The organism is Bradyrhizobium pachyrhizi (genome assembly GCF_001189245.1).
GTDB classification, from domain to species: domain Bacteria; phylum Pseudomonadota; class Alphaproteobacteria; order Rhizobiales; family Xanthobacteraceae; genus Bradyrhizobium; species Bradyrhizobium pachyrhizi.
Map to the genome: position 1 here is coordinate 149,021 of NZ_LFIQ01000051.1, position 21,172 is coordinate 170,192.

The following is a 21,172-nucleotide window of genomic DNA, read 5'->3' on the forward strand; positions in this document are numbered from 1 at the left end:
AGGATGAAACATGCTGGACGCGGCGCTGATCGAACGAGCACTGGAAAAGACTGGGAAGAGCAAAGGCGGGCTTGCCCGCGCGATGGGGGTTCGGGCCGGGGCGGTCTCCGAAATCCTGTCCGGAATAAGGTTGATCAAGGCATCCGAGATTGCCCCGATCATGGAGTATTTGGAGCTGAATTCGGTGCCGATCGTGGGCCGGGTCGGCGCCGGCGCCTCGATCCAGCCGGAGCTCGAGCAGGTCCCGCCGGAGGGTCTCGGCGAAATCGAGCTTCCGTTCCCGATGACGGAGGAGACCGTCGCTTTCGAGGTCTCGGGCGATTCGATGCTGCCGAAATACGAGAACGGCGACGTCATCGTGGTGTATCGCGAGCAGCGCTATCCGCTGTCGAGCTTCTACGGAGAGGAAGCTGCGGTCCGGCTGAAGAGCGGCGAGCGGTATCTGAAGACGATCGAACGCGGCAGTTCGTCCGGCACCGTCAACCTCAAGAGCTTTAACGCCAAGCCGATCAACGGCGTAAAGCTCGAATGGATCGGCGAAATCTGCGTCACCCTGCCCCGCGGCCAGATCGACAGGCTGCGCGGCAAATCGGCGGCGAAGGGTCGCAAATCCGCCCGGACGCAGGGCGGGCGATCGTCCGAGAAGTAACCGCGCCGCTCCAGGGACCGGCCGGACCGATTCGGACGCCTTCGGGATGAATCGGTCCGGCCATGCATGCCTGAATTTCGGTTTTCGACAATTCACCTTGACATACTTCCGATTATCGGAAATAATGGGTGACAGTCAGAACATCGAACGATCAGGCAATGCAGTATTTCGTCGTGATGATCGACTATGGTCGCCGTGGCCGCGAGGCGATCGTCGATCCCGAAATGACACGACGCGACGTCGTCTCACGAATCGCCTCGGGCGAATATACGAACATCAGCTTCATTCACGAGATTGCCGAGCGTTCGGTCGAGGATGTCACGGACGACCTGCTGGCCGAGGCCGCCTTGCCTGAGTTCCCCCTGACCGGCGCGAACCTGCAAGCCAATACGCTGGATCACGCCCGCGACCTGCGCAAACACGAGCCGGTCTGACACCGCTCACGAGTTGATTGCGAAAACGTGATCTTTCTTGAGCCGGCCACTTGGCCGGAACCCGAAACAGACTAGATAGGGTTCACGCAAAGTCTATTCGGACCAGGCGCGGGTTCCCTCTAGATTGGCGATTCGTTTCTCGGGCCGGCAAAATTTCAGCTTCAGATGACTTCGACAACAAACGCCGAGATCGCGAAAGCCGATGGCGATCTCAGGATCGCGCTGCTGCTCGGCATCGCAAACTGGTTTCTGTTTCTGGACCATATTCCGCACAACGTCGTCGGCGCGCTGACCATGCGCAACTTCGGCTTCAGCGGCGCAACCGACCTTTTTGTATTCGTCGGCGGCTACGCAGTGACGCTCATCTACGCCAGGATGACGCTGGAACGTGGATTCCTGGTCGCCGCAACTCGCATCTTCAAGCGCGTATGGCAACTCTATGCCGCCTATATCGTTCTGTTCGTGATCTATGTCGAGTTGATCAGCTATGTCGCTACCCGGACCGCGGCGCCCGAGATCATCAGCGAGTTCAACATCACCGGCTTCATCGATCACCCGATCCGGACGTTGATCTACGGCCTGTTCCTGCAAGCCAAGCCGCTCAACCTCGACGTACTGCAACTCACTATTGCCCTGATGGCGTTCCAGCCCATCATCGTGTTCGGGCTGTTGTACGTGCCGAACGCGACGGTCGTCGCATCCGTGACCCTCTATGCGGCCGGTCGGCTGCTCGACTGGAACCTGTCGTCATATCCGTATGGCGACTGGTACCTCAATCCGTTCTGCTGGCAATTGCTGTTCATGATGGGCGGCTGGCTCGCGCTGATCGGCGCGCGATATGCGCCCGCGATCCGCGCGATGCAGGCTGCTCCCGCGCTGCGCGCCATGGCGTTGCTGTATCTGCTGTTCGCCCTGACGATTGTCTCGAGCAGCGATATCCCGGCACTCGCGCAAATGATGCCGAGCGGGCTGAGCGATGTGCTGCTGCCAAACGACCGGGAGGATGTCGCGCCTCATCGCATCCTGCATTTCCTGGTCCTGACATTCCTGTTCAGCTGGCTAGTGCCTCGCGACTGGGATTACTTGCGATCTCACGCCTTGCAGCCGATCATCAAGTGTGGCGAGGAATGGCTGGCCGTGTTCTGTGCAGGCGTCTTCCTCTCCTTCGCTGCGCACCTGATCCTGATTACGGGTCCATACTCACTGGCAAGGCAGGTCGCGGTCAGCATCGCCGGCATCGCGGCGATGACGGCCGTCGCCTACTACGTCTCGTGGTCGAAGCAGCAGGACGGCAAGTCGGCCGTCGCTCATTCTTGATTCCTGCGGTTCAGTCGATCGTCAACGACCGCCGCAGCCGCGCCTCGCTATCGCGCAACATCGCGGTATCGAGCCGGCCTCCCCGATTATTTCCGGCGCGACGCCAGGATCTTCTCGGCGGCGCGCAGATGCGGCTTGTCCAGCATCTTGCCGTCCATCTTGGCGACCCCCGATGGATTATTGGCGAACGCGGCGATCACCCGCTCCGACCATGCGATTTCCTCATCCGTCGGCATGAAGGCCGCGTTGACGACGTCGACATGCTTGGGATGGATCACGGCCTTGGCGAGGAAGCCATCCTGGCGCGCGGCGACCGCCTCGGCCTTCAAAGCATCGAGATCGTTGATGTCGGTCGCGATGGTGTCGATCGCGACGACGCCGGCGGCGGCCGCGCCGATCAGGCAGAGATCGCGCGCCAGGATGAAGGGCGAGTGATAGCGGCCGTCACTGCGGTTGCGCGTTGCCCCGAGCGAGGCCGCGAGATCCTCCGCGCCCCACATCATGCCCCACAGCCGCGGGCTCATGTTCTCGAAATCGAGGATTTTCAGCACCGCCCGCGCCGTCTCGGTCGCGACCGTCACGATCCGCGTGGTGCCCTGCGCGATATCAGAGGCGGCCTCGAATGCGTCGAGATAGAGTGCGAGCCGGTTGACGTCGGCGGCACCGGCGCATTTCGGCAGCACGATTCCATCGGGTTTACCGGGCATCACGGCGGCGAGATCGCCGAGCGTCAGATCGGTGTCGAGCGCGTTGACGCGGATATAAAGCTTCTGCTCCGGATTGCGCGCATCGAGCATCTGGCGCGTGATGCCCCGCGCAACCACCTTCTGGTCCGGCGCGATGGAATCCTCGAGGTCGAGGATCAGTGCATCGGCTGCGGTCTTCTTCGCGCTTTCATACTTCCGGGTGCTGTCGCCGGGAACGAACAGGAACGATCGCATCGCTTACGCCTTCGGCTTGCAGTGCATCAGGCCGGTGCGGCGGCAGCTCGCCACCACCTCGCCGCGCTGGTTGGTCATGGTGTGCTCGAACTCGACGATGCCCTGGGTGGGCCGCGACTTGCTGGCGCGCTTGCCGATGATTCTGGTGTGCGCCTTCAGCGTGTCGCCGTGAAACACCGGCTTCGGGAACTTGACGTCGGTCATGCCGAGATTGCCGACGGTCGTTCCCAACGTCGTATCGTACACGCTCATGCCGATCATGATGCCGAGCGTATAGAGGCTGTTGAACAGCCGCTGGCCGAACTCGGTCTTCTCGGAGAAATGCGCGTCGATATGCAATGGCTGCGGGTTCATGGTCAGGAGGCTGAACATGGTGTTGTCCATCTCGGTCACGGTGCGGCTGAACTCGTGATGGAATTCCTGTCCGATCTCGAACTCCTCGAAATACAATCCTGCCATTTACCGTCCCTTGTAGTTGGGCGTCCGCTTCTCGACGAACGCATTCAGCCCTTCCTGGCAATCTTCCGTCGATGCGACCACAACGAAGCTTTCCGCCGTGTTTTCCACCGAGCGGCGGAAATCGGCATCGACCGCACGCATGAAGGCGTCGCGGCCGATCTTCATCACGATCGGCGATTTCGCCGCGAGCTTGCGTGCGATCTCGCGGGCGCGCGCGAGCGCAGTGCCCTTCGGCACCACCTCGCTGAGCAGGCCCATGCGAAAGGCGGTCGCGGCATCGAAGGGCTCGCCAAGGAACAGCGGGCCGAATGCCTGGTGCTTTCCGACCAGCCGCGGCAACTGCACGAAATGGATCGCCGGGATCAGGCCGACATCGATCTCGGGATAGCCGAAGGTCGAGCCATCGCCCGCGACGATCATGTCGCAGGAGATCGCGATCGTCATGCCGCCGGCGCGCACCGCGCCATCGATCGCCGCAATCGTCGGCTTGCCCATGCGGTACTGCGTATCGTTCAGCGCGAAATACAGCCGCTCGAGGAATGTCTTGGTCTCGATCGCGGGCTTGCCCCTGACGATGTCGAGATCGAGGCCGGCGCAAAACACCTTGTAGGCGCTGCTGATGATGACGGCGCGCACCGCGTCGTCCTCGCGCGCCTTCGCCAGCGCTGCCAGCAGCGCGTCGATCAGGGGAATGCTGAGCGCATTCACCGGCGCCCGATCCAGCACGATCTCCGCAATCTGGTCGGTGACCGAGTAACGAACGAGGTCGGTGCTCATGATGTATTGCCTCCCTAGCTCTTGGCCTGTCGCACGGCGCCCGAGAGCAGCAGGCCATCGATCTCGGCGGAACCGAAGCCAGCCTCCGTCAGCACGGCGCGGCTATCCTGCCCGACGTCAGGCGCGGGGCAAAGGTGATCCTCGGACAGGCTCGCGATCCCCGGCGTGCGCGGCGAATAGACCGCGCCGACGCCGGGTGTGTCCTGGCGCACCGACGCGCTGGTCGCCTCGACATGGGCGTTGCGCAGCCATTCGCCGGGATCGAGGATCCGCTCTGCGATGATATCGGCCGCATGCAGCCGGGTCAGCCAGGCGTCCGTCGCCTGGGTCAGGAACACCTCGCGCAATTGCGGGATCAGCGCATCGGCAGCATCGGCGCGCCGGGCGAAGTCGGCAAAACGCGGGTCGCCGGCGAGGTCCTCACGGCCGATCGCACCGCATAGCCGCTTGTATTGCGGCTCGTTCACCAGGGTGACCATCATCCAGCCGTCCCGGGTCTGGTAGGTGCCGGCCGGAACGTTCAGCGCGCGCGGCGCGCCGCCCTCGAGGATGAACTCCGCCACCTTGTGGCCGAGCAGCGCCGACGTCGACTGGCAGAGATTGACGTCGATCCAGCGGCCGGTGCCGACGGTCGCACGCGCGAATAGCGTCGTGGCGATGGCCTGGAACGCATAGACGCCGGTGACGACGTCGGAAATCGTGGTACCGACCCGATGCGGCACGCCATCGGCGCCGAGATTGACCGAGACCAGCCCCGAGAACGCCTGCGCCACCGAATCCGAGCCGGGCCGCTTGGCATACGGCCCGCTCTGCCCGAAGCCGCTGACCGACAGGTAGACCAGGCCGGGATTGTCGCGCGACAGGCCCTCATAGCCGAGCCCGAGCCGCTCCGCGACGCCGGGACGAAATCCTTCGATGAGCACGTCGGCCTCGCGCGCCAACCGCTGCGCGATCGCGATCCCGTCCTTGTGCTTCATGTCGAGGCACAGGCTGCGCTTGCCGCGGTTGTAGACTGCCGACAGCGTTGTATGATTGCCGTAGGTCGTGCCGAGATAGCGCGACCAGTCGCCCTCCGGCGGTTCGACCTTGATGACGTCGGCGCCGTAGACACCGAGCAGCATCGCGCAATAGGGCGAGGCAATCCCCTGCCCGAAATCGAGTACCTTCAGCCCGCGATACGGCGCTTCATGCGTCGGCGTCAGCTTGCCCGCCATTTGTCCTCCCATCGCTGCCGAAGAGCCCTGTCCTTTGGGCATGATCCCCGCGCAAACGCTGCGCGCTTGTCGCGAGGGAAAACCGCTGCGCGCTTTTCCCGGATCATGCCCTACAGCGCCAGATAGCGCTGCCGGACATTGTCGTTGGCCTTCAGCTCTTCGATGGAGGATGTGTAGACGATCTGTCCCTTGTCGATAACCGTCGCGTGGCTCGCAAGGCCAAGGCAAAAATGCATGTTCTGCTCGGCGATCAATACTGTGGCACCGGTGCCGCGGAGCTGCCGCAGCAGTTCGCCGATGCGCTGCACGATGATCGGCGCCAGCCCCTCGCTCGGCTCATCCAGCAGCAGCAGCACCGGATTGCCCATCAGCGTGCGGGCGATCGCCAGCATTTGCTGCTCGCCGCCGGACAGCCTTCCGGCGATCCGGTGCCGCAGCGGCTCGAGCAGCGGGAACACGTCATAGACGCGGCGGATCGACCACTCGTCCTCGCCATCCGGCCCCTTCTTCTGACCGATGACGAGATTGTCCTCCACCGTATGCTCGGGAAAGATCTGGCGGTCTTCCGGCACGAAGCCGAGCCCGGCCCGCGCGATGTGATACGGCCTCATTCCCGAGACCACCTGGCCGCGCAGGGTCACCTTGCCGCGGCGCGCCGGCGCCAGCCCCATGATGGCCTTCATGGTGGTCGACTTGCCGGCGCCGTTGCGGCCGAGCAACGCCATGGTCTCGCCCTGCCGCACCGACAGGCCGACGCCGAACAGGATCTGGCTGGTGCCATAATAGACGTCGAGGTCGTCGACCTGCACCACCGGCTGCGCGCTCATGCCACCGCTCCCGAATGGTCGTCGCTGCCGAGATAGGCCTCGATTACGGCATCATTCCTGCGGATCGCGTCCGGCGTCCCGGTCGCCAGGATCCGGCCGTAGCACAGCACGACGATCCGAGGCGCGATCTTGAACACGATGTCCATGTCGTGCTCGATGAACACGACGGTGATCTTCTGCTTCTCCCAGAGCTCACGCACCTTGTCGATCATGCGCCAGCGCTCCTCGGTGCCCATGCCCGCGGTCGGCTCGTCGAGCAGCAGCACCTTGGGCTCGAGCACCAGCGCGAGCGCGATGTCGAGCAGCTTCTGGTCGCCGTGCGACAGCGTCGCCGCGGTCCGGTTGCGCTTACCGGCAAGGCCGAGCAGTTCCATCGCATGCTCGGCGCGGTCGCGGGTCTCGGCCAGCGGAAACCGGCGATGCATCACGCCGGCGCGGCGCTGATCGGCACAGACTGCAGCGAGCATCGTCTCCTCCACCGTCAGCGACGGGAAGATGCTCGCGACCTGGAAGGCGCGGCCGATGCCATGGCGCACGATCTCCGGCGGGGCCTTGCCCGCCATGTCGACGCCGTTGAGCAAAATCTGCCCGGCATCAGGTTGCAGCGCGCCCGTGATCAGGTTGAAGAATGTGCTCTTGCCGGCGCCGTTGGGACCGATCACGGCGGTGAGCGAACCGTCGGCGAAGTCGAGCGAGACGTTGTCGGTCGCCTTGACGCCGCCAAAGGATTTCGAGAGTCCGCGAATCTCCAGCATGGCTAGCCGCTCGCCTCCCGCAGGCCGCCATAGGTGCTCCACGACGTGCCGGCAAGCCAGCCGCAATCGACCGGCACATTGGCGCCGGTCATCGCCGAGGCCGCATCGGAGGCCAAGAATGCGACGACGCGGCCAATTTCCGAGGGGTCGACGAGGCGACGAAGTGCGGCATTGGCTGCTAGCGCGGAAACATCCCGCTCTCCGCGATCGATGGCATTCTTCAAGGCCGGCGTCAGCGTGTAACCGGGTGACACGGCATTGACGCGGATGCCGGAGGTCCCCCATTCGGCAGCGAGGCACTCGGTAATGGCGATCACCGCCGCCTTGGCGGGCGCATAGGCATGCAACGGCATCGAGCGCATGCCGGCGATCGAGGCGATGTTGACGATGCTGCCGCGCTTGCGCGCGATCATCTGCCGCGCAAAGGCAACACAGGCGACATAGGTGCCGCGCTGGTCGACGCGCACGACGTCGTCCCAGGAGGTCATCGGCAGCTCGTGCGGACGGGCCGGCACCTGGATGATGCCGGCGCTGTTGACCAGCACCGCGACCGGGCCGCAGTCGCGCTCGATCGCGGCCGCACAGGCCTCGACGCTGCGCTCGTCCGCCACGTCGGCCGCAAACGCCTTGCCACCGACTTCCGCCGCAACCGTCTGCGCCTTGGCGATGTCGCGGTCGACGACGGCGACGAGATCACCGGCCGCTGCGAGCTCACGCACGCACGCCGCGCCGATGCCGCTGGCGCCGCCGGTAACGACGCTGATCCGCATCTGTGCAGTCATGGCGCCCGCTCCCCGACTTCTCCGCGACGCTGCGCGAACCATTCGACGACAAAGTCCATCAGGCCTTTTCGCAGGCCAATGGCAAAGAACAGGATCACGATGCCGAGCACGATGCCGTGATACTCGGTCAAGCGGGTAACGGTATCGTTGAGGATCAGCAGCAGCACCGTGCCGACCATCGGTCCGAGGAAGGTTGTCACGCCGCCGAGCATGTTGATGAAGATGCCCTCGCCCGAGATCGTCCAATAGGCGAACTCGGGATAGGCGCCGGAGACGAACAGCGCCATGATGATGCCGCCGGTCGACGCGAACAGCGCAGCGAGCACAAAGATCGTCAGCTTGGCGCGCCAGACATCGATGCCGATGAAGCTCGCCCGCGTGGCGTTGTCGCGGATCATGCGCAGCGTATAGCCGAACGGCGATTGCGCGATCTGGCGCATGAGCAGCAGGCCGATCACCAGCAGGGCGCAGCTCGTGATGTAGAGATGCAGATGATTCGACAGATCGATGCTGAGAAACGGCGGCCGCGGAATCCCGCCGCGCAGGCCCTGGTCGCCGCCGGTCAGCGACTGCCACGACAGGATGGTCGAGTGAATCAGCATCTGGAATGCCAGCGTGACGAAGGCGAAGTAGATCTCCTTCAGCCGCACGCAGATCGCTCCGATGACGACGGCGACGACCAGGGTCATCGCCAGCGTGGCGACGAAAGCCACCGGGATCGGCACGCCGGTCTTCTGCATCATCAGCCCGAAACCATAGGCACCGAGGCCGAAGAACATACCGTGGCCGAACGAGATCAAACCGGTATAGCCGACCAGAAGGTTGAGCGACGTCGCGAACAATCCATAGGCCGCGCAGCGGATCACGAAGTCGAGCAGCTGCTTGCTGCCGAAGATGAACGGCAGCAGCGCGAGCACGACAAAGGCCACCAGCGCGATCAGGACATCGCGGTAACGCTGCGGCCTGGCGTCGATCCGGGCAACATCGAGGGGCTGCGTGCCCTGCCCGGCCTGCAACTCGGTCATGCGACCTCCTTGCCGAACAGCCCGGTCGGACGCGAGACCAGCACGATCACCATGAAGAGATACATCAGCCCCTCGGTGAACAGCGGGAAGCCGAGCGATCCGAAGGAGCGGATCAGGCCGATCAAAAGCGCGCCGATCAACGCGCCGATAATCGAGCCCATGCCGCCGATCACGGTGACGATGAAGGACTCGATCAGCACCGAGAAGCCCATGCCCGGCGTCAGCGAGCGCACCGGCGCGGCAAGCGCTCCCGCCAGTCCCGCCAGCATGCCGCCGAGCGCGAATACGCCGCCATAGATCAGCCCGGTATTGATACCGAGCGCCGAGACCATGCCGGGATTATGCGCGGCCGCACGGATTACCTTGCCGATCCTGGAGCGCGCCAGCCCCAGGCCAAGAACAACCGCCGCGGCGAGCGCCACCCCGATCAAGAGCAGATAGTATGGCGGCACCACGCCGCCGGCGATGAACAGCGGCGGCACCTGGAATGCAGCCGGCATGCCCATCGACTTGAACTCAGGCCCCCAGATCATGCGGACGACATCGTCGAAGATCAGCACGAAGGCGTAGCAGACCAGGAGCTGCATCAAGACGTCGCGGCCGTAGACCCGGCTCATGAACACGCGCTCGAAGACCAGGCCGAGGATCGCGGTGCCGACGGCGCCGCTCAGCATCGCCAGCGCGAAGCTGCCGGTGAGCTGATAGGCCGTCATCGCGAAATAGGCGCCGAACATATAGAAGGCGCCGTGGCTGAAATTGACCACCTTGAGCACGCCGAAGATCAGCGTCAGCCCAACGGCGACTAGGAACAGCAGCATGCCGATGATCAGGCCGCTGGTGGTTTGCGTCACCAGGCAGGCAGGGCTGGCGAGACAACTGGCAAGCGCGTCGAGGTCCACGGAGAATCATCCATTACGGCGGGCCGCAACGTCGGCGCGCGACAAACATCAGATGCGAGGCGGAGGCAGCAAATTGCCGCCGCCGCCCGACATGCGGATCAGGTGTAGCCCTTGCTCTTCTTCCACTCGGCTTCGAGCTCGAAGATGGTCTTCCAGTCTCCGGCCTTCACATCGGGCACATAGGGCTCCTGTGGGATGGTGGTGCCCCAGCCGATTGCGTAGCCGACCAGCGTGTGATCGTCGGCGCGCATGGTCACGGTGCCATCGGCGCCGAACGGGCATTTGATGGTGAGGCCGGTGAGCGCCTCCGCGACCTTCTTGCCGTCGGTCGAGTTCGCCTTCTTGACGGCCTCGTTGAGGAACATGACTGCCGTGGCGTTCTGCCACGACCAGTTGGTCGGATACTCGTTGTACTTGGCCTTGTAGGCATCGCCCCAGGCCGCGTTTTCCGGCGTCGGCGGGAAGGTCTTGATGTAGCGGTCGCCGGAGTGGATGCCCTTGGGCAGGTTCTTCACCACCGTGAGCGCGGTGTAGTCGGCCATGTTGACCGCAAACACCTCCATCTGGGTGAACATCGCGTAGATGTTGGCCTGGTCGATGTAGGAGGTGAGATCGCCGCCCCACAGGCAGGAATAGAGCGCCTGCGGCTTGGCCTGCAGGATCTTCGTCACCACCTCGGTGTAGTCGGGCTGGAACAGCTTTGGCCAGGACTCGCTGATGATCTCGACGTCGGGCGCGAACTTCTTCAGATACAGCACGAACTCGCCGGTGGTGTCGCGGCCATAGGCATAGTCGGGCGAACAGGTCGCCCATTTCTTCAGGCCCTTGGCCTTGGCGATCCCTGCCGCGTAGCTGGCGCCGACGATCGAGTCGTGAATGCCCTGCCGCACGCAGCGGAAGGCGTTCGGGATGTGCTGCTTGGGATCGGCGGTCAGCGATGACGCTTCCGAGCAGGTATGGATGCAGAGCACGCCGAGATCGCGCGCCACTTCGTGAACAGCGAACGATCCCGACGACGCTTCGCCGTCGAGCAGCATCTCGCAGCCATCGGTGTTGACGAGCTCGCGCGCGATGCGCGCGGCCTCCTGCGGCTGTCCCTTGGAGTCGCGGATCACCATCTCGATCTGCCGCCCGGCAAGGCCGCCGGCGGCATTGACCTTCTCGACCTCCAGCAGCACTGCGTTGCGCGAGGACGTTCCGAGTTGCGCGACGCGGCCCGACAGAATGGTCGGCATGCCGATCTTGATCGTCTTGGCCTGTGCGCGCGCCACCCACGGCGCGGCAAAGCTCACCGCACCGGCGCCCATCAGCGCAAGCGTCGAGCGCCGGGTGATGCCCGGTTTCCGGGTCCTCTTCATCATTCCCCTCCCTGTCGGGTTCGCGTTCCCAAAATCCCTGCCGGAGATCGTTCCGTCTCCATGACCACGATGTTTTCAGAGCAAGGGGGGTGACGTCAAGCCAAAGATGAATTACGACTCATAATTCATCCAGGGAGAAAACGGCGCCGGAATCGGCCCCGCGGGCGGCAAATGATCAACCTTTCCAGCTTCATCGCATTTCATGCCCGGCGGACTCCGGACTGCTGTGCGCTGAAATATCGCGGCGAGGACGTCTCCTACGCCGACTTTGATCTGCGGATCCGGCAGGTCGGCGGCTGGCTCGCGGCGCGCGGGATCGCGCCCGGCGACGTCGTCGCCGTGCTGATGAAGAACAGCACGGCCTTTCTCGAGCTGGTGTTCGCGACCAGCCATATCGGCGCGGTGTTCCTGCCGATCAACTATCGCCTGTCGGCCGATGAGGTCGGCTACATCGTCGGCAATTCGGGCGCGCGCCTCTTGGTCGCCGACGAGGAGTTTGCCGCGATCGCAACCGGCGGCGCACCGGTCGTGCTGCTCGATGAGGTCGCTCAGTCCAGCGTCGCCAACCTTGCGCCCGACATCGCGCCGGCGCCGATCCACGTGCGCCGGCCGCGCGACCTGATGCGGCTGATGTACACCTCGGGCACGACGGATCGTCCCAAGGGGGTGATGCTCACTTACGAGAACGTCTACTGGAAATCCGCCGACCAGACCTTGGTGCTCGGGCTCAACGCCGACACGCGACTGCTCGTCGTCGGCCCGCTCTATCACGTCGGCGCGCTCGACCTGCCCGGCATCGCCGTGCTCTGGCAGGGCGGCATGCTGTGCATTCATCGCGCCTTCGAGCCTGAACCTGCACTCGCCGCGATCGAGCGCGAGAAGCTCAACGCGGCGTGGTTCGCGCCGGTCATGACCACGGCCCTCCTCACCTGCCCGAACCGCGAGCGCTACGACGTCTCCAGCCTGCAATGGGCGATCGGCGGCGGCGAGAAGACGCCGGAAGTCCGCATCCGCGCCTTCTCGGACTATTTCAAGAACGCGCGCTACATCGATGCCTACGGCCTCACCGAAAGCTGCGGCGGCGATACCTTCATGGACGCGGGCCGCGAGATCGAGAAGATCGGCTCGACCGGCCGCGCCATCGCCCATGTCGAGATCGAGATCCGCGACGATGCCGGCAAGCGCCTGCCGGCCGGCCAGAACGGCGAGATCTGCCTGCGCGGCCCGAAGGTCACGCAGGGCTACTGGAAGGATCCGGAGAAGACCGCATCCGCGTTCTTCGGCGACTGGTTCCGCACCGGCGATGTCGGCTATCTCGACGACGACGGCTTCCTGTATCTGACCGATCGCAAGAAGGACATGATCATTTCGGGCGGCGAGAACATCGCCTCCTCCGAGGTCGAGCGCGTCATCTACGAAATGCCTGAAGTGCGCGAGGTCGCGGTGATCGGCCTGCCGGACGCGCGCTGGGGTGAGAAGCCGGTCGCGATCGTGGTGCTGGCCGACGACGCCAAGCTCGACCTGCCCAGTCTCACCGACCACTGCCGGACACGGCTCGCCGGCTTCAAGGTGCCGCGGCAGCTCGTCATCCGCGACAGCCTGCCGCGCAATCCATCCGGCAAAGTGCTCAAACGCGTGCTCCGCGCCGAACTCGAGGCCACCGCATGACGCAAGCGACAACCGCCAAGGTGACAAAGCTCAACCGGGTCGAGCGCAACGCCTGGACCAAGCAGAAGATCTTCGACGCCGCAACCAAGGTCGTCGGCAAATACGGCTATGCCGAAGCCTCGGTCGCGCGCATCACCGAGGCCGCCGGCGTCGCGCAGGGCACCTTCTACAATCATTTCGAGAACCGCCAGGAACTGCTCGACCAGCTGCTGCCGAAGATCGGCCTCGACATGGTCCGCTTCATCCACGCGCGCACCGGCACCGCGAGCGAAGCCCGGCAGGAGGTCGAGCGCTTCAGCGCCTTCTTCGATTTCATCCGCGAGGTGCCGGAATTCCTGCGCATCCTCAACGAGGCCGAATTCTTCGCGCCGATCGGCTACCAGAAGCATTTCGACAACATCTCCAGTGCCTATGTGCGGATCCTGCAACGCGCACGGGCCGCGGGTGCGACCAACGCCTTCAGCGACGAGGAGTTCGAGGCCATCGTCCAGGTGCTGATGGGCGCACGCGGCTATCTCAGCCGCCGCTATTCCTATTCCGAGCGCGGCGTCACCGCAGTTCCCGATTATGTGATCACGGCTTACCACAAGCTGGTCACCCGCGGCCTGTTCACCACCAGCGACAAGGGAAGAAAATCATGAGCGCTGAGGGCACCATCCTGGTCACCGGCGGCAGCCGCGGCATCGGCGCGGCGACCGCAACGCTGCTCGCCGATCAGGGGCATCGCGTCGTCATCGTCGACATCGCGCCCGAGCCGTTGGTTGGAACAGCCGCCGTCCTGTGGCCGGCGCCGTTCGACGTCGCGAGCGAGAGCGCCGTTGTCGCAGGCATTGCCGATATCGAGACCGCGCATGGTCCGATCAGCGGCCTCGTCAACGCCGCCGGCGTGTTCGGCAAGATGCACTCGATCGAACGGGTGCGGATGGAGCAATGGGACCGCGAGGTCAATATCGACCTGCGCGGCACCTTCCTGGTCGCGCGCAGCGTCGGCATCGCCATGGCGAAGCGTCGGCATGGCGCGATCGTCAACGTCGCCTCGGTGGCCGGCATGACGTCGGGCCCGATCCACGCCTATACCGCGGCCAAGGCCGGCGTCATCCAGATCACGCAGACGCTCGCCGCCGAATGGGGCCGTTCCGGCGTCCGCGTCAACGCGGTGTCGCCCGGCTTCACCCGCACGGCAGCGCTCGAGGCCGGCATCGCATCGGGCGCCCTGAACAAGGATCTGCTGGCGCGGCCGACCGCGATGAACCGGCTGGTCGAGCCGATCGAAGTGGCGCAGGCGATCGCCTGGCTGCTCTCCCCGCAGAGCAGCGGCGTCACCGGCATCAACCTGCCGGTCGATGCCGGCTACATCGCAGGCACCACCTGGGCCGCCTATGGCGGCCTGCCGGAAGCCCCACGCAGCTAAGGACAACGCATGAATATCGAGCTTCCGCGCAAACACCTCGATCTGTCCTCCGCCATCGCCGAGGGCGACATCCGCGTGCTGCTGATGGTGCTGGTGCACATGACCGGCGACGAGAAGTGGCTCGAGCCGCCCTACAAGCCGAAGCGCGACGTCCGCCTGATCCCGGACCCCGACGCCGGCGTGCCGAAGGAGATCCAGGACGAGATTCGCGCGGCGGTCCTGAACCTGTGCGCGAACGGCACCCCGAAGCCCGTCATCACCGATCCCGGCAATGAGCTGATGCTGCGGATGATGCGCGTGACGCTCGGCGAGAACGTCGCGCCGGAATATGCCCCGCTGATGCGCGAGGAAATGGGCTTCGTCCCGCGCGACGCGCGCTGGCGCGAGCGCCCTTCTGGCGAGAAGCTGGCGCAGCAGCATGTGCTCATCGTCGGCGCCGGGGTCTGCGCGATCGCGCTCAGCGTTACGCTCGGTCGGCTCGGCATCCCCTATACCATTGTCGAGAAGCAGGACGAGATCGGCGGCACCTGGTACGTCAACCGCTATCCCGGCTGCGGCGTCGATACGCCGAACCACTCCTATTCCTTTTCGTTCGGCGCGCGCAATCCGTGGACCCGCTATTTCGCGCAGCGCCAGGAGCTGCTCGACTATCTGCTCAAGGTCGTGCGCGAATACGACATCCGCCAGCACGTCCGCCTCAATACCGAGCTCGTCGCCTCGCGCTGGGACGAAGGCAGGCGGCGCTGGATCTCGACGCTGAAGACCGCGCGCGGCGAAGAGACCTTCGAATCCACCGCGCTGGTCAGCGCGATCGGCCAGCTCAATGACCCTCTGCCGGCCCGCTTTGAGGGAGACGAGAACTTCAGGGGTTTGAAGGTTCATTCGGCTCTGTGGTCCGACGACGTCAAGCTCGACGGCAGGCATGTCGCCGTGATCGGCACCGGCGCAACCGCGATGCAGCTGGTGCCGTCGATCGCGGGCCGTGTCGCCTCGGTCACCGTCTATCAGCGCACCGCGCAGTGGGCGCGGCCGGTGAAGGGCTATTCCGATCCGATCACCGAAGGCGCGCAGTGGCTGCTCGCCCATCTGCCGTTCTATGTGCAGTGGTATCGCTTCAACATGTTCTGGCGTTACGGCGACGGATTGCTGCCGTTCCTGCGCAAGGATCCGGCCTGGCCGCATCCGGACCGCGCCGTCAACAAGGGCAACGACCGGCATCGCCAGGAGCTCGCCGACTTCATCCTGTCCGAGCTGAAGGATCGCCCCGATCTGATCGAGAAATGCATGCCGACCTATCCACCCTACGGCAAGCGTATCCTGCTCGACAACAACTGGTTCAAGACGCTGACCAGGCCGAATGTCGAGCTGGTCACCGACAAGATCGACCATTTCGCTGCAGACGGAATCGTCACCGCCGACGGCACATCGCGGCAGCACGACGTCATCGTGATCTCGACCGGTTTCAAAGTCTCCGAGATGGCGGCGCGTCTCAATATCACCGGGCGTGACGGCAAGAACCTCAAGCAGGCGTGGCGCGACGACAATCCGACCGCCTATCTCGGCCTCACCGTGCCTGATTTCCCCAATCTCTTTCTGATGCTCGGCCCCAATTCGGGCCCTGCGCATGGCGGCAGCGTCATCTTCCAGTCGGAGTGCCAGAGCCGCTACATCTCCGCCTGCCTTGTCGAGATGATCGAGAACGACATCGCCGCGATCGACGTGCATCCCGACGCGCATGACGCGTATATCCGCGACGTCGACGCCGAGCATGAGCAACTGATCTGGACGCATCCGGGCATGACGACCTACTACCGCAACAGAAGCGGCCGGGTGTTCTCGGCGATGCCGTGGCGGTTCGTCGACTACTGGAAGATGACGCACGATCCGGATTTCACCCAATATCGAAAGACCAAGTCGCGACAGGACTCCTGACCTGAATTCCCTCGCTCGTTAACTTGACAGATGGCCATAACTGCCGCAGCATTTCGCTGACTGCACCTGTTGGGGTGCTGGAGCGCTTGCTCCTCGCGTCGCAGGAATTGACGGACGATTATGGGATCGGCCGTCAGGCAGCTGAAGCGGACAGATGTCCGTCGGCCCACCCTTGGAGAGGAGCATGACGCCACCGGCGCAAGCCAGCGACCTTGCTCAGCGGCAAGGTCTCGGTGCACGTTGAGGCAAACAGCAGCTGCTAGCCGCGTGCGCCACCGACAATCTGAACATATCCGCAGGACAGGAGCGCAAAGGCCACGCGCTTTTAGGTCCCGAAACACGACTGGTCGATACCAGACATCCTTCGCTAAAACGAAGTAGCAGGGCCCCGCGATGCTTGACTGCACCGGGGCCCGTTCGTTTGCCCGCGACCTCCCCTTCATCACGCCGCATTGCGCCCCCGCACGGGATCGGGAACAATTGTCGCGACGAGATGAGGAATGATGATGGAAAAGCCGCGGGTCCGAATCTACACCGACTACAAGTCTCCCTATGCCTATGTCGCCAACAAGGGGCTGTTCGAACTCGAGGAGACATACGGCGTCGAGCTGGAATGGCTGCCCTACACGCTGCGCATTCCGGAATTCATGGGCACGGTCGAGGAGCGTACACCGCACTTCTGGCGCAAGGTGCGCTACGCCTACATGGATGCGCGCCGGTTCGCCAACGCGCAGGGACTGACCATGAAGGGCCCGCGCCGGATATACGACGCCTTCTACGCCAGCGCCGGGATGCTGTTCGCGCAGCGTCACGGGCTGTTCGGGCCTTATCACGATACGGTGTTCCGGAAGTTCTGGAATCACGAGCTGGAAATCGACGACCTGACTGAGATTGCCGGCGTGATCGCCGCGGTCGGTGGTTCTGCCGACACCTTCGAGGCCTATGTTCGCGGCCCTGCCCGCGCCGAACATGATCGCATCATCGACGAGGCCGAAGCGCTCGGCGTGTTCGGCGTGCCCAGCATGGTGTTCAACGGCGAGCTGTTCTGGGGCGGCGACCGCATCGACATGCTGATCGAGCGGATCAAGCAGCCGGAGACGATCGCGATCGCGCTTGGCAGCCGGCACCAGACGTAGACGCCGATCGTTTCGAATCTGCCTATCGTCGCTGATCGATCAGCCTCCAACCAGAATGGCCCAGCACCCGGTGCGTTCCAGCACCGGCTGCAACGCCGCGCGATCGCCGGCATCGAGCGCGGCAAACTTCTCGCGCAACTGCTGCAGGCACTTGACCTGATATTTGAACGGCGCCAGTGCATAGGGCAGTCCCCAGACATTGATCTCGAGCCGCTCGAGGCCCTTCGCAAACGCATCCGCATTGGCGGCCAGGAACGGTAGATAAAGTTCGCCGGCGATCCGCAGCAGCGCCTCGGCGAACCCGCCAAGCGCCTGCTCACGCCGATACCAGTCGCCCTCGACACCTGACGCATCGTCGAGCCGCCGCACCCAGTGATCGCTGAACGGCGCACGCTCGCGCATGATCCGCATCGGGGTCGGGTCGGTCGCCATCTCGCTGAGTTGGCCGAACCAGGCGAAATCCGCCAGCGACGGCCGGCTGCCGAACAGATAGCTCTTCATGCCGACATGCGGCTCGAACGCCGCAAGCGTGCGCCGGTAGCTCTCCTCCAGCAGCGGCCTGTTCTCATCCGTCGCGCCGAGAATGACCATGCGCGAAATCTGCCGCTGCCGGAACTCTTCGATCTCCTCGCGGCTGCCGGCCTCGGCCTCCGATGTCGACCACTCCTCGCCGGCCCAGCGCGAGACATAGGCCTGATCTTCCGGATCCCACCAGCGATAAAGAAACAGCGGCTTCACCGCCCATTCGTCGGCGAGGTCCTCAAGCAGGTCGCAGACGAATGCGACCGCCTTGTCCTCCGGGATCACCGAGCGTCCCTGGTGGCGCACTTCCAGATCATAGGCCAGCGTCGTGGTCTCGCCGCGGTAGCTGCCGTCGGGATATTGCAGCACCGGGATCAGCATCGGCTTCAGATGCGCGGTCGCCTCGCGCAGCGCCTTGGTCATGATCACCCAATCGTGCGGAATCCGCCGGTAGCGCATCAGCGCGCGCAACTTGATCGCATAGGGCGAGGCGGTCGAGCCGATCAGGCGATAGCGTTCCCCTGTCATGACGATGGCTCCAAAAACGCCGGTTTGCCGTACGGATAGAACTGCGCGAGATCGACGTTCTTGTACGGCAGCTTGTCCAGCCGCGTCGTGCCGAGGAACGGCTCGTCGGGTTCGACCACGAGGATCGTCTTGGCAAATCCATTGTCGTCGAAGCCGCGCCGGAAATGGACCCGAGACTTGATCGCCATCACGTCGAAGGCGCCGATGTCGGGCACCAGCGCCTTCAGCGAGAACGGCTCCATAACCTGCACCAGATAGGTGGACAGGATCAGCACATTGTTGCGGCCGAAGCGCACGCAGACCCAGAACTGGCCATAGCCCTCGCCCGCCGCCGAAACCGTGCCCTGAATCCAAACCGGATCGCCCGCCGACTCGTCAGCGCGGCCGCCGATCTCCATGTCGAAGGCATCGCCGGCCTTGGCGCCGGCGGCCTTCAGGCTTGCGGTCGCCCTGGCGTCGGTAATGGTCGCGATCACGGTGTTGGCGAGGTCCTGCGCGATGATCTCACGCAGCAGCCAGGTCGCCGACCCCGACCGGTCGCTGTGATCGGCCAGCACCACCGGTGTGTTGCCAGCGGCGACGGCCTGCTTGGCCAGCGCAACACCCTCGGTGATGCCGTACAGCCTGGTCGATTGCAGCAAGGCTTCGCGCAGCCGCCAGATCGTGCCGGCGAGATCGCGCGCGACCTGCTCGGCGAGCTTTGGATTGTCGTTGGTCAGAACCTGCACGGTCATGCCGACATCGGGAACGTCGGCGAACGGGAAGCCGAAGAAGATGTTGACGTAGACGTCGACCTCGCGCGCCTCCCAGATCAGCGCGCGCTGCACGAGGTCCATCCACGGACGCGCCCCGGTCCATTGCAGCACAGTGGGCGAGATCACAGGAACCTTGATCGTCCTGTGCGCCGGCTTGTAGTCGCCGCGGATCGCTCGCACCAGCATGCGCGCTGCGCGTTCACCCTGCAGATGCGCGTCATAATGCGGGAAATATTTGACAGCGAACGCCATGTCCGCCTGCTCGAGGAACGCCTCATCCTCGTTGCCGTGAGGATCGAACGTCGCCGCAATGAAGGCGGAGCGGCCGACCACGTCGCGGACCTGCCGCGCCAGATCGGCTTCGGGACGCGGCACGCCGCGCACGGCCATCGCGCCATGCAGGCACAGATAGACGCCGTCGAACGGTCCCTCCTCCTTCAATCCGGCGATCATCTTGCCGGTGAAGGTGCGATAGGCTTCCTCGGTGATCCAGCCGGATCCGGTGTAGGTCTTCGGCCAGAGCGGGGATTCGATGCCGACCAGCTCGACCTCGGAGAACTCGCGCGCCACCTGCACGAAGCCGCCCATATAGTTCTTGGGATCGAACTGCAGCAGCGCCTCGCCCCTGGCCGGCGAGCCCGGATAGATGAAGTCGTCGAGCGTGGTCTCGTTCGGCAGGAACGAGACGGTTTCGTGGGAGAAATGCAGGACGGCGATACGTATCTTGCGATCGCTCATTTGGTGCGCCTCGGCTGTTTTCCGCATTGTGGCATTGAACGCGCGGCGCGCCAATCCGCATTCGGTTTTTGCCCGCCAGACCTGCAAATACGCAGGCGCAGCGCAGCTTGCCGCCGCGCGGATTCTGCTATGGTCCGCCGCAACGATCGGGCCGCGGCCCCGCAGATTTCTCAAGGAGAGAGCGCCATGAATCCCCCCGTCAGCTCGCCCGCGATCAAGGTCGTCAAATCGGTTCGCGAGCAGGTGAGCGCCGAGGAGTGGCAGGCCCGCGTCGATCTTGCCGCCTGTTATCGGCTGACGGCGATGTACGGCATGACCGAGATGATCGCGAACCACATCTCCTGCCGCGTGCCCGGCACCACCGACCAGTTCCTGATCAATGCCTACGGCATGCTGTATGAGGAGATCGACGCCTCCAGCCTGATCAAGGTCGACGTCGAGGGCAACACGCTGCTCAACGCGACCGACTACGACGTCAATGTGGCCGGCTTCGTCATTCACAGCGCCATCCACATGGCCAAGCACGACATGGATTGCGTCGCGCACACCCACACCCCGGCCGGCATGGCGGTCTCGGCGATGGAATGCGGCCTGCTGCCGCTGGCACAGACCTCGATGCGCTTCCTGCACATCGCCTATCACGACTTCGAGGGCATCGCCGACAATGTCGACGAGCGCGAACGCCTGGTCCGCGACCTCGGCGACAACGAGGCGATGATCCTGCGCAACCATGGCCTCTTGGTCGTCGGCCGCACCGTGCCAGCCGCCTTCAACGTGCTGTTCCGCCTTGAGCGCGCCTGCCAGACCCAGGTGATGGCGCTGTCCTGCAACACCAAGCTGATCTATCCGCCGCAAAATATCCTCGAAGACACCTATGAGCGGATGCTGCCGAAGCCCGGCCGCGCCGCCCGCAACGGCGAACTCGCCTGGCCCGCGCTGCTGCGCAAGCTCGACCGGGCAGATCCGTCGTATCGGGATTGAGAGCGAAAGCCGGCGCAGGCTTTCTCCATTCGTCGTCCCGGCCTTCGCCGGGACGACACTGAGT

Annotated in this window: 21 protein-coding genes; 9 read left to right on the forward strand and 12 right to left on the reverse strand. The window is 64.3% G+C overall.

Annotation, left to right across the window (positions count from 1 at the left end; genetic code table 11):
* Positions 1–10 precede the first annotated feature (10 nt).
* The 3 genes from AKL29_RS09060 to AKL29_RS09070 all read left to right on the forward strand — a co-directional run bounded on the left by AKL29_RS09060 (position 11) and on the right by AKL29_RS09070 (position 2,400).
* Positions 11–649 (forward strand): LexA family transcriptional regulator, encoded by a 639-nt coding sequence (locus AKL29_RS09060; protein ID WP_028336892.1) that lies wholly within the window; start codon positions 11–13, stop codon positions 647–649.
* A 158-nt stretch (positions 650–807) separates the two neighbouring features.
* Positions 808–1,083, forward strand: a complete 276-nt coding sequence (locus AKL29_RS09065) for a hypothetical protein (protein ID WP_050383899.1) — start codon at positions 808–810, stop codon at positions 1,081–1,083.
* A gap of 165 nt (positions 1,084–1,248) precedes the next feature.
* Positions 1,249–2,400, forward strand: coding sequence for an OpgC domain-containing protein (locus tag AKL29_RS09070; protein ID WP_028336894.1), 1,152 nt, complete (start codon positions 1,249–1,251; stop codon positions 2,398–2,400).
* Between the two features lie 86 nt (positions 2,401–2,486).
* Here the strand turns inward: AKL29_RS09070 and AKL29_RS09075 are convergent, their stop codons facing one another.
* The 10 genes from AKL29_RS09075 to AKL29_RS09120 form a co-directional block, all read right to left on the reverse strand.
* Positions 2,487–3,341: an HpcH/HpaI aldolase/citrate lyase family protein gene (locus AKL29_RS09075; protein ID WP_050383900.1), complete on the reverse strand. Its 855-nt coding sequence runs from the start codon at positions 3,339–3,341 to the stop codon at positions 2,487–2,489.
* Positions 3,342–3,344: 3 nt separating this feature from the next.
* Positions 3,345–3,800: a MaoC family dehydratase gene (locus AKL29_RS09080; RefSeq protein ID WP_016847346.1), complete on the reverse strand. Its 456-nt coding sequence runs from the start codon at positions 3,798–3,800 to the stop codon at positions 3,345–3,347.
* Positions 3,801–4,577: an enoyl-CoA hydratase/isomerase family protein gene (locus tag AKL29_RS09085; RefSeq protein ID WP_050383901.1), complete on the reverse strand. Its 777-nt coding sequence runs from the start codon at positions 4,575–4,577 to the stop codon at positions 3,801–3,803.
* 14 nt (positions 4,578–4,591) lie between these two features.
* Complete coding sequence (locus tag AKL29_RS09090; RefSeq protein WP_050383902.1) at positions 4,592–5,791, reverse strand: CaiB/BaiF CoA transferase family protein; 1,200 nt, start codon at positions 5,789–5,791, stop codon at positions 4,592–4,594.
* 110 nt (positions 5,792–5,901) lie between these two features.
* Positions 5,902–6,618 (reverse strand): ABC transporter ATP-binding protein, encoded by a 717-nt coding sequence (locus AKL29_RS09095; RefSeq protein ID WP_028336899.1) that lies wholly within the window; start codon positions 6,616–6,618, stop codon positions 5,902–5,904.
* Positions 6,615–7,373: an ABC transporter ATP-binding protein gene (locus AKL29_RS09100; protein WP_050383903.1), complete on the reverse strand. Its 759-nt coding sequence runs from the start codon at positions 7,371–7,373 to the stop codon at positions 6,615–6,617. The genes AKL29_RS09095 and AKL29_RS09100 overlap by 4 nt, the downstream gene beginning before the upstream one ends.
* 2 nt (positions 7,374–7,375) lie before the next feature.
* A complete protein-coding gene (locus AKL29_RS09105; RefSeq protein WP_028336901.1) occupies positions 7,376–8,155 on the reverse strand; it encodes an SDR family NAD(P)-dependent oxidoreductase in 780 nt (259 codons plus the stop codon).
* Positions 8,152–9,180, reverse strand: a complete 1,029-nt coding sequence (locus AKL29_RS09110; protein ID WP_050383904.1) for a branched-chain amino acid ABC transporter permease — start codon at positions 9,178–9,180, stop codon at positions 8,152–8,154. The genes AKL29_RS09105 and AKL29_RS09110 overlap by 4 nt, the downstream gene beginning before the upstream one ends.
* Complete coding sequence (locus AKL29_RS09115; protein WP_050383905.1) at positions 9,177–10,079, reverse strand: branched-chain amino acid ABC transporter permease; 903 nt, start codon at positions 10,077–10,079, stop codon at positions 9,177–9,179. The genes AKL29_RS09110 and AKL29_RS09115 overlap by 4 nt, the downstream gene beginning before the upstream one ends.
* A 98-nt stretch (positions 10,080–10,177) precedes the next feature.
* Positions 10,178–11,437, reverse strand: a complete 1,260-nt coding sequence (locus tag AKL29_RS09120; RefSeq protein WP_038383532.1) for an ABC transporter substrate-binding protein — start codon at positions 11,435–11,437, stop codon at positions 10,178–10,180.
* A gap of 171 nt (positions 11,438–11,608) precedes the next feature.
* Here AKL29_RS09120 and AKL29_RS09125 point away from each other — a divergent pair, with 171 nt between their 5' ends.
* The 5 genes from AKL29_RS09125 to AKL29_RS09145 all read left to right on the forward strand — a co-directional run bounded on the left by AKL29_RS09125 (position 11,609) and on the right by AKL29_RS09145 (position 17,584).
* The gene (locus AKL29_RS09125) at positions 11,609–13,105 is read left to right on the forward strand and encodes an AMP-binding protein (protein WP_050383906.1); all 1,497 of its coding nucleotides are present in this window, start codon (positions 11,609–11,611) and stop codon (positions 13,103–13,105) included.
* Positions 13,102–13,746 (forward strand): TetR/AcrR family transcriptional regulator, encoded by a 645-nt coding sequence (locus tag AKL29_RS09130; protein WP_050383907.1) that lies wholly within the window; start codon positions 13,102–13,104, stop codon positions 13,744–13,746. The genes AKL29_RS09125 and AKL29_RS09130 overlap by 4 nt, the downstream gene beginning before the upstream one ends.
* Positions 13,743–14,516, forward strand: coding sequence for an SDR family NAD(P)-dependent oxidoreductase (locus tag AKL29_RS09135; protein ID WP_050383908.1), 774 nt, complete (start codon positions 13,743–13,745; stop codon positions 14,514–14,516). Before AKL29_RS09130 ends, AKL29_RS09135 begins: the two co-directional genes overlap by 4 nt.
* Before the next feature lie 9 nt (positions 14,517–14,525).
* Positions 14,526–16,448 (forward strand): flavin-containing monooxygenase, encoded by a 1,923-nt coding sequence (locus AKL29_RS09140; protein ID WP_050383909.1) that lies wholly within the window; start codon positions 14,526–14,528, stop codon positions 16,446–16,448.
* Between the two features lie 506 nt (positions 16,449–16,954).
* A complete protein-coding gene (locus AKL29_RS09145; RefSeq protein ID WP_050383968.1) occupies positions 16,955–17,584 on the forward strand; it encodes a 2-hydroxychromene-2-carboxylate isomerase in 630 nt (209 codons plus the stop codon).
* Positions 17,585–17,623: 39 nt separating this feature from the next.
* On the opposite strand, the gene AKL29_RS09150 is transcribed toward AKL29_RS09145, so the two are convergent.
* The gene (locus AKL29_RS09150; protein ID WP_050383910.1) at positions 17,624–18,634 is read right to left on the reverse strand and encodes a glutathione S-transferase N-terminal domain-containing protein; all 1,011 of its coding nucleotides are present in this window, start codon (positions 18,632–18,634) and stop codon (positions 17,624–17,626) included.
* The gene (locus AKL29_RS09155; protein ID WP_050383969.1) at positions 18,631–20,127 is read right to left on the reverse strand and encodes a M81 family metallopeptidase; all 1,497 of its coding nucleotides are present in this window, start codon (positions 20,125–20,127) and stop codon (positions 18,631–18,633) included. Before AKL29_RS09155 ends, AKL29_RS09150 begins: the two co-directional genes overlap by 4 nt.
* 186 nt (positions 20,128–20,313) lie before the next feature.
* Here AKL29_RS09155 and AKL29_RS09160 point away from each other — a divergent pair, with 186 nt between their 5' ends.
* On the forward strand, positions 20,314–21,108 hold the full coding sequence (locus AKL29_RS09160; RefSeq protein WP_021080321.1) for a class II aldolase/adducin family protein: 795 nt from the start codon (positions 20,314–20,316) through the stop codon (positions 21,106–21,108).
* The last annotated feature ends 64 nt before the right edge of the window (positions 21,109–21,172 follow it).

Excerpts from the sequence above, each read along its gene's own strand:
- AKL29_RS09135 (WP_050383908.1), top strand. The coding sequence starts at position 13,743 with ATGAGCGCTGAGGGCACCATCCTGGTCACCGGCGGCAGCCGCGGCATC.
- AKL29_RS09070 (WP_028336894.1), top strand. The coding sequence starts at position 1,249 with ATGACTTCGACAACAAACGCCGAGATCGCGAAAGCCGATGGCGATCTC.
- AKL29_RS09085 (WP_050383901.1), bottom strand. The coding sequence starts at position 4,577 with ATGAGCACCGACCTCGTTCGTTACTCGGTCACCGACCAGATTGCGGAG.
- AKL29_RS09160 (WP_021080321.1), top strand. The coding sequence starts at position 20,314 with ATGAATCCCCCCGTCAGCTCGCCCGCGATCAAGGTCGTCAAATCGGTT.
- AKL29_RS09095 (WP_028336899.1), bottom strand. The coding sequence starts at position 6,618 with ATGAGCGCGCAGCCGGTGGTGCAGGTCGACGACCTCGACGTCTATTAT.
- AKL29_RS09065 (WP_050383899.1), top strand. The coding sequence starts at position 808 with ATGCAGTATTTCGTCGTGATGATCGACTATGGTCGCCGTGGCCGCGAG.
- AKL29_RS09075 (WP_050383900.1), bottom strand. The coding sequence starts at position 3,341 with ATGCGATCGTTCCTGTTCGTTCCCGGCGACAGCACCCGGAAGTATGAA.
- AKL29_RS09145 (WP_050383968.1), top strand. The coding sequence starts at position 16,955 with ATGGAAAAGCCGCGGGTCCGAATCTACACCGACTACAAGTCTCCCTAT.
- AKL29_RS09080 (WP_016847346.1), bottom strand. The coding sequence starts at position 3,800 with ATGGCAGGATTGTATTTCGAGGAGTTCGAGATCGGACAGGAATTCCAT.
- AKL29_RS09150 (WP_050383910.1), bottom strand. The coding sequence starts at position 18,634 with ATGACAGGGGAACGCTATCGCCTGATCGGCTCGACCGCCTCGCCCTAT.
- AKL29_RS09140 (WP_050383909.1), top strand. The coding sequence starts at position 14,526 with ATGAATATCGAGCTTCCGCGCAAACACCTCGATCTGTCCTCCGCCATC.
- AKL29_RS09090 (WP_050383902.1), bottom strand. The coding sequence starts at position 5,791 with ATGGCGGGCAAGCTGACGCCGACGCATGAAGCGCCGTATCGCGGGCTG.
- AKL29_RS09105 (WP_028336901.1), bottom strand. The coding sequence starts at position 8,155 with ATGACTGCACAGATGCGGATCAGCGTCGTTACCGGCGGCGCCAGCGGC.
- AKL29_RS09060 (WP_028336892.1), top strand. The coding sequence starts at position 11 with ATGCTGGACGCGGCGCTGATCGAACGAGCACTGGAAAAGACTGGGAAG.
- AKL29_RS09130 (WP_050383907.1), top strand. The coding sequence starts at position 13,102 with ATGACGCAAGCGACAACCGCCAAGGTGACAAAGCTCAACCGGGTCGAG.
- AKL29_RS09120 (WP_038383532.1), bottom strand. The coding sequence starts at position 11,437 with ATGAAGAGGACCCGGAAACCGGGCATCACCCGGCGCTCGACGCTTGCG.
- AKL29_RS09155 (WP_050383969.1), bottom strand. The coding sequence starts at position 20,127 with ATGAGCGATCGCAAGATACGTATCGCCGTCCTGCATTTCTCCCACGAA.
- AKL29_RS09110 (WP_050383904.1), bottom strand. The coding sequence starts at position 9,180 with ATGACCGAGTTGCAGGCCGGGCAGGGCACGCAGCCCCTCGATGTTGCC.
- AKL29_RS09100 (WP_050383903.1), bottom strand. The coding sequence starts at position 7,373 with ATGCTGGAGATTCGCGGACTCTCGAAATCCTTTGGCGGCGTCAAGGCG.
- AKL29_RS09125 (WP_050383906.1), top strand. The coding sequence starts at position 11,609 with ATGATCAACCTTTCCAGCTTCATCGCATTTCATGCCCGGCGGACTCCG.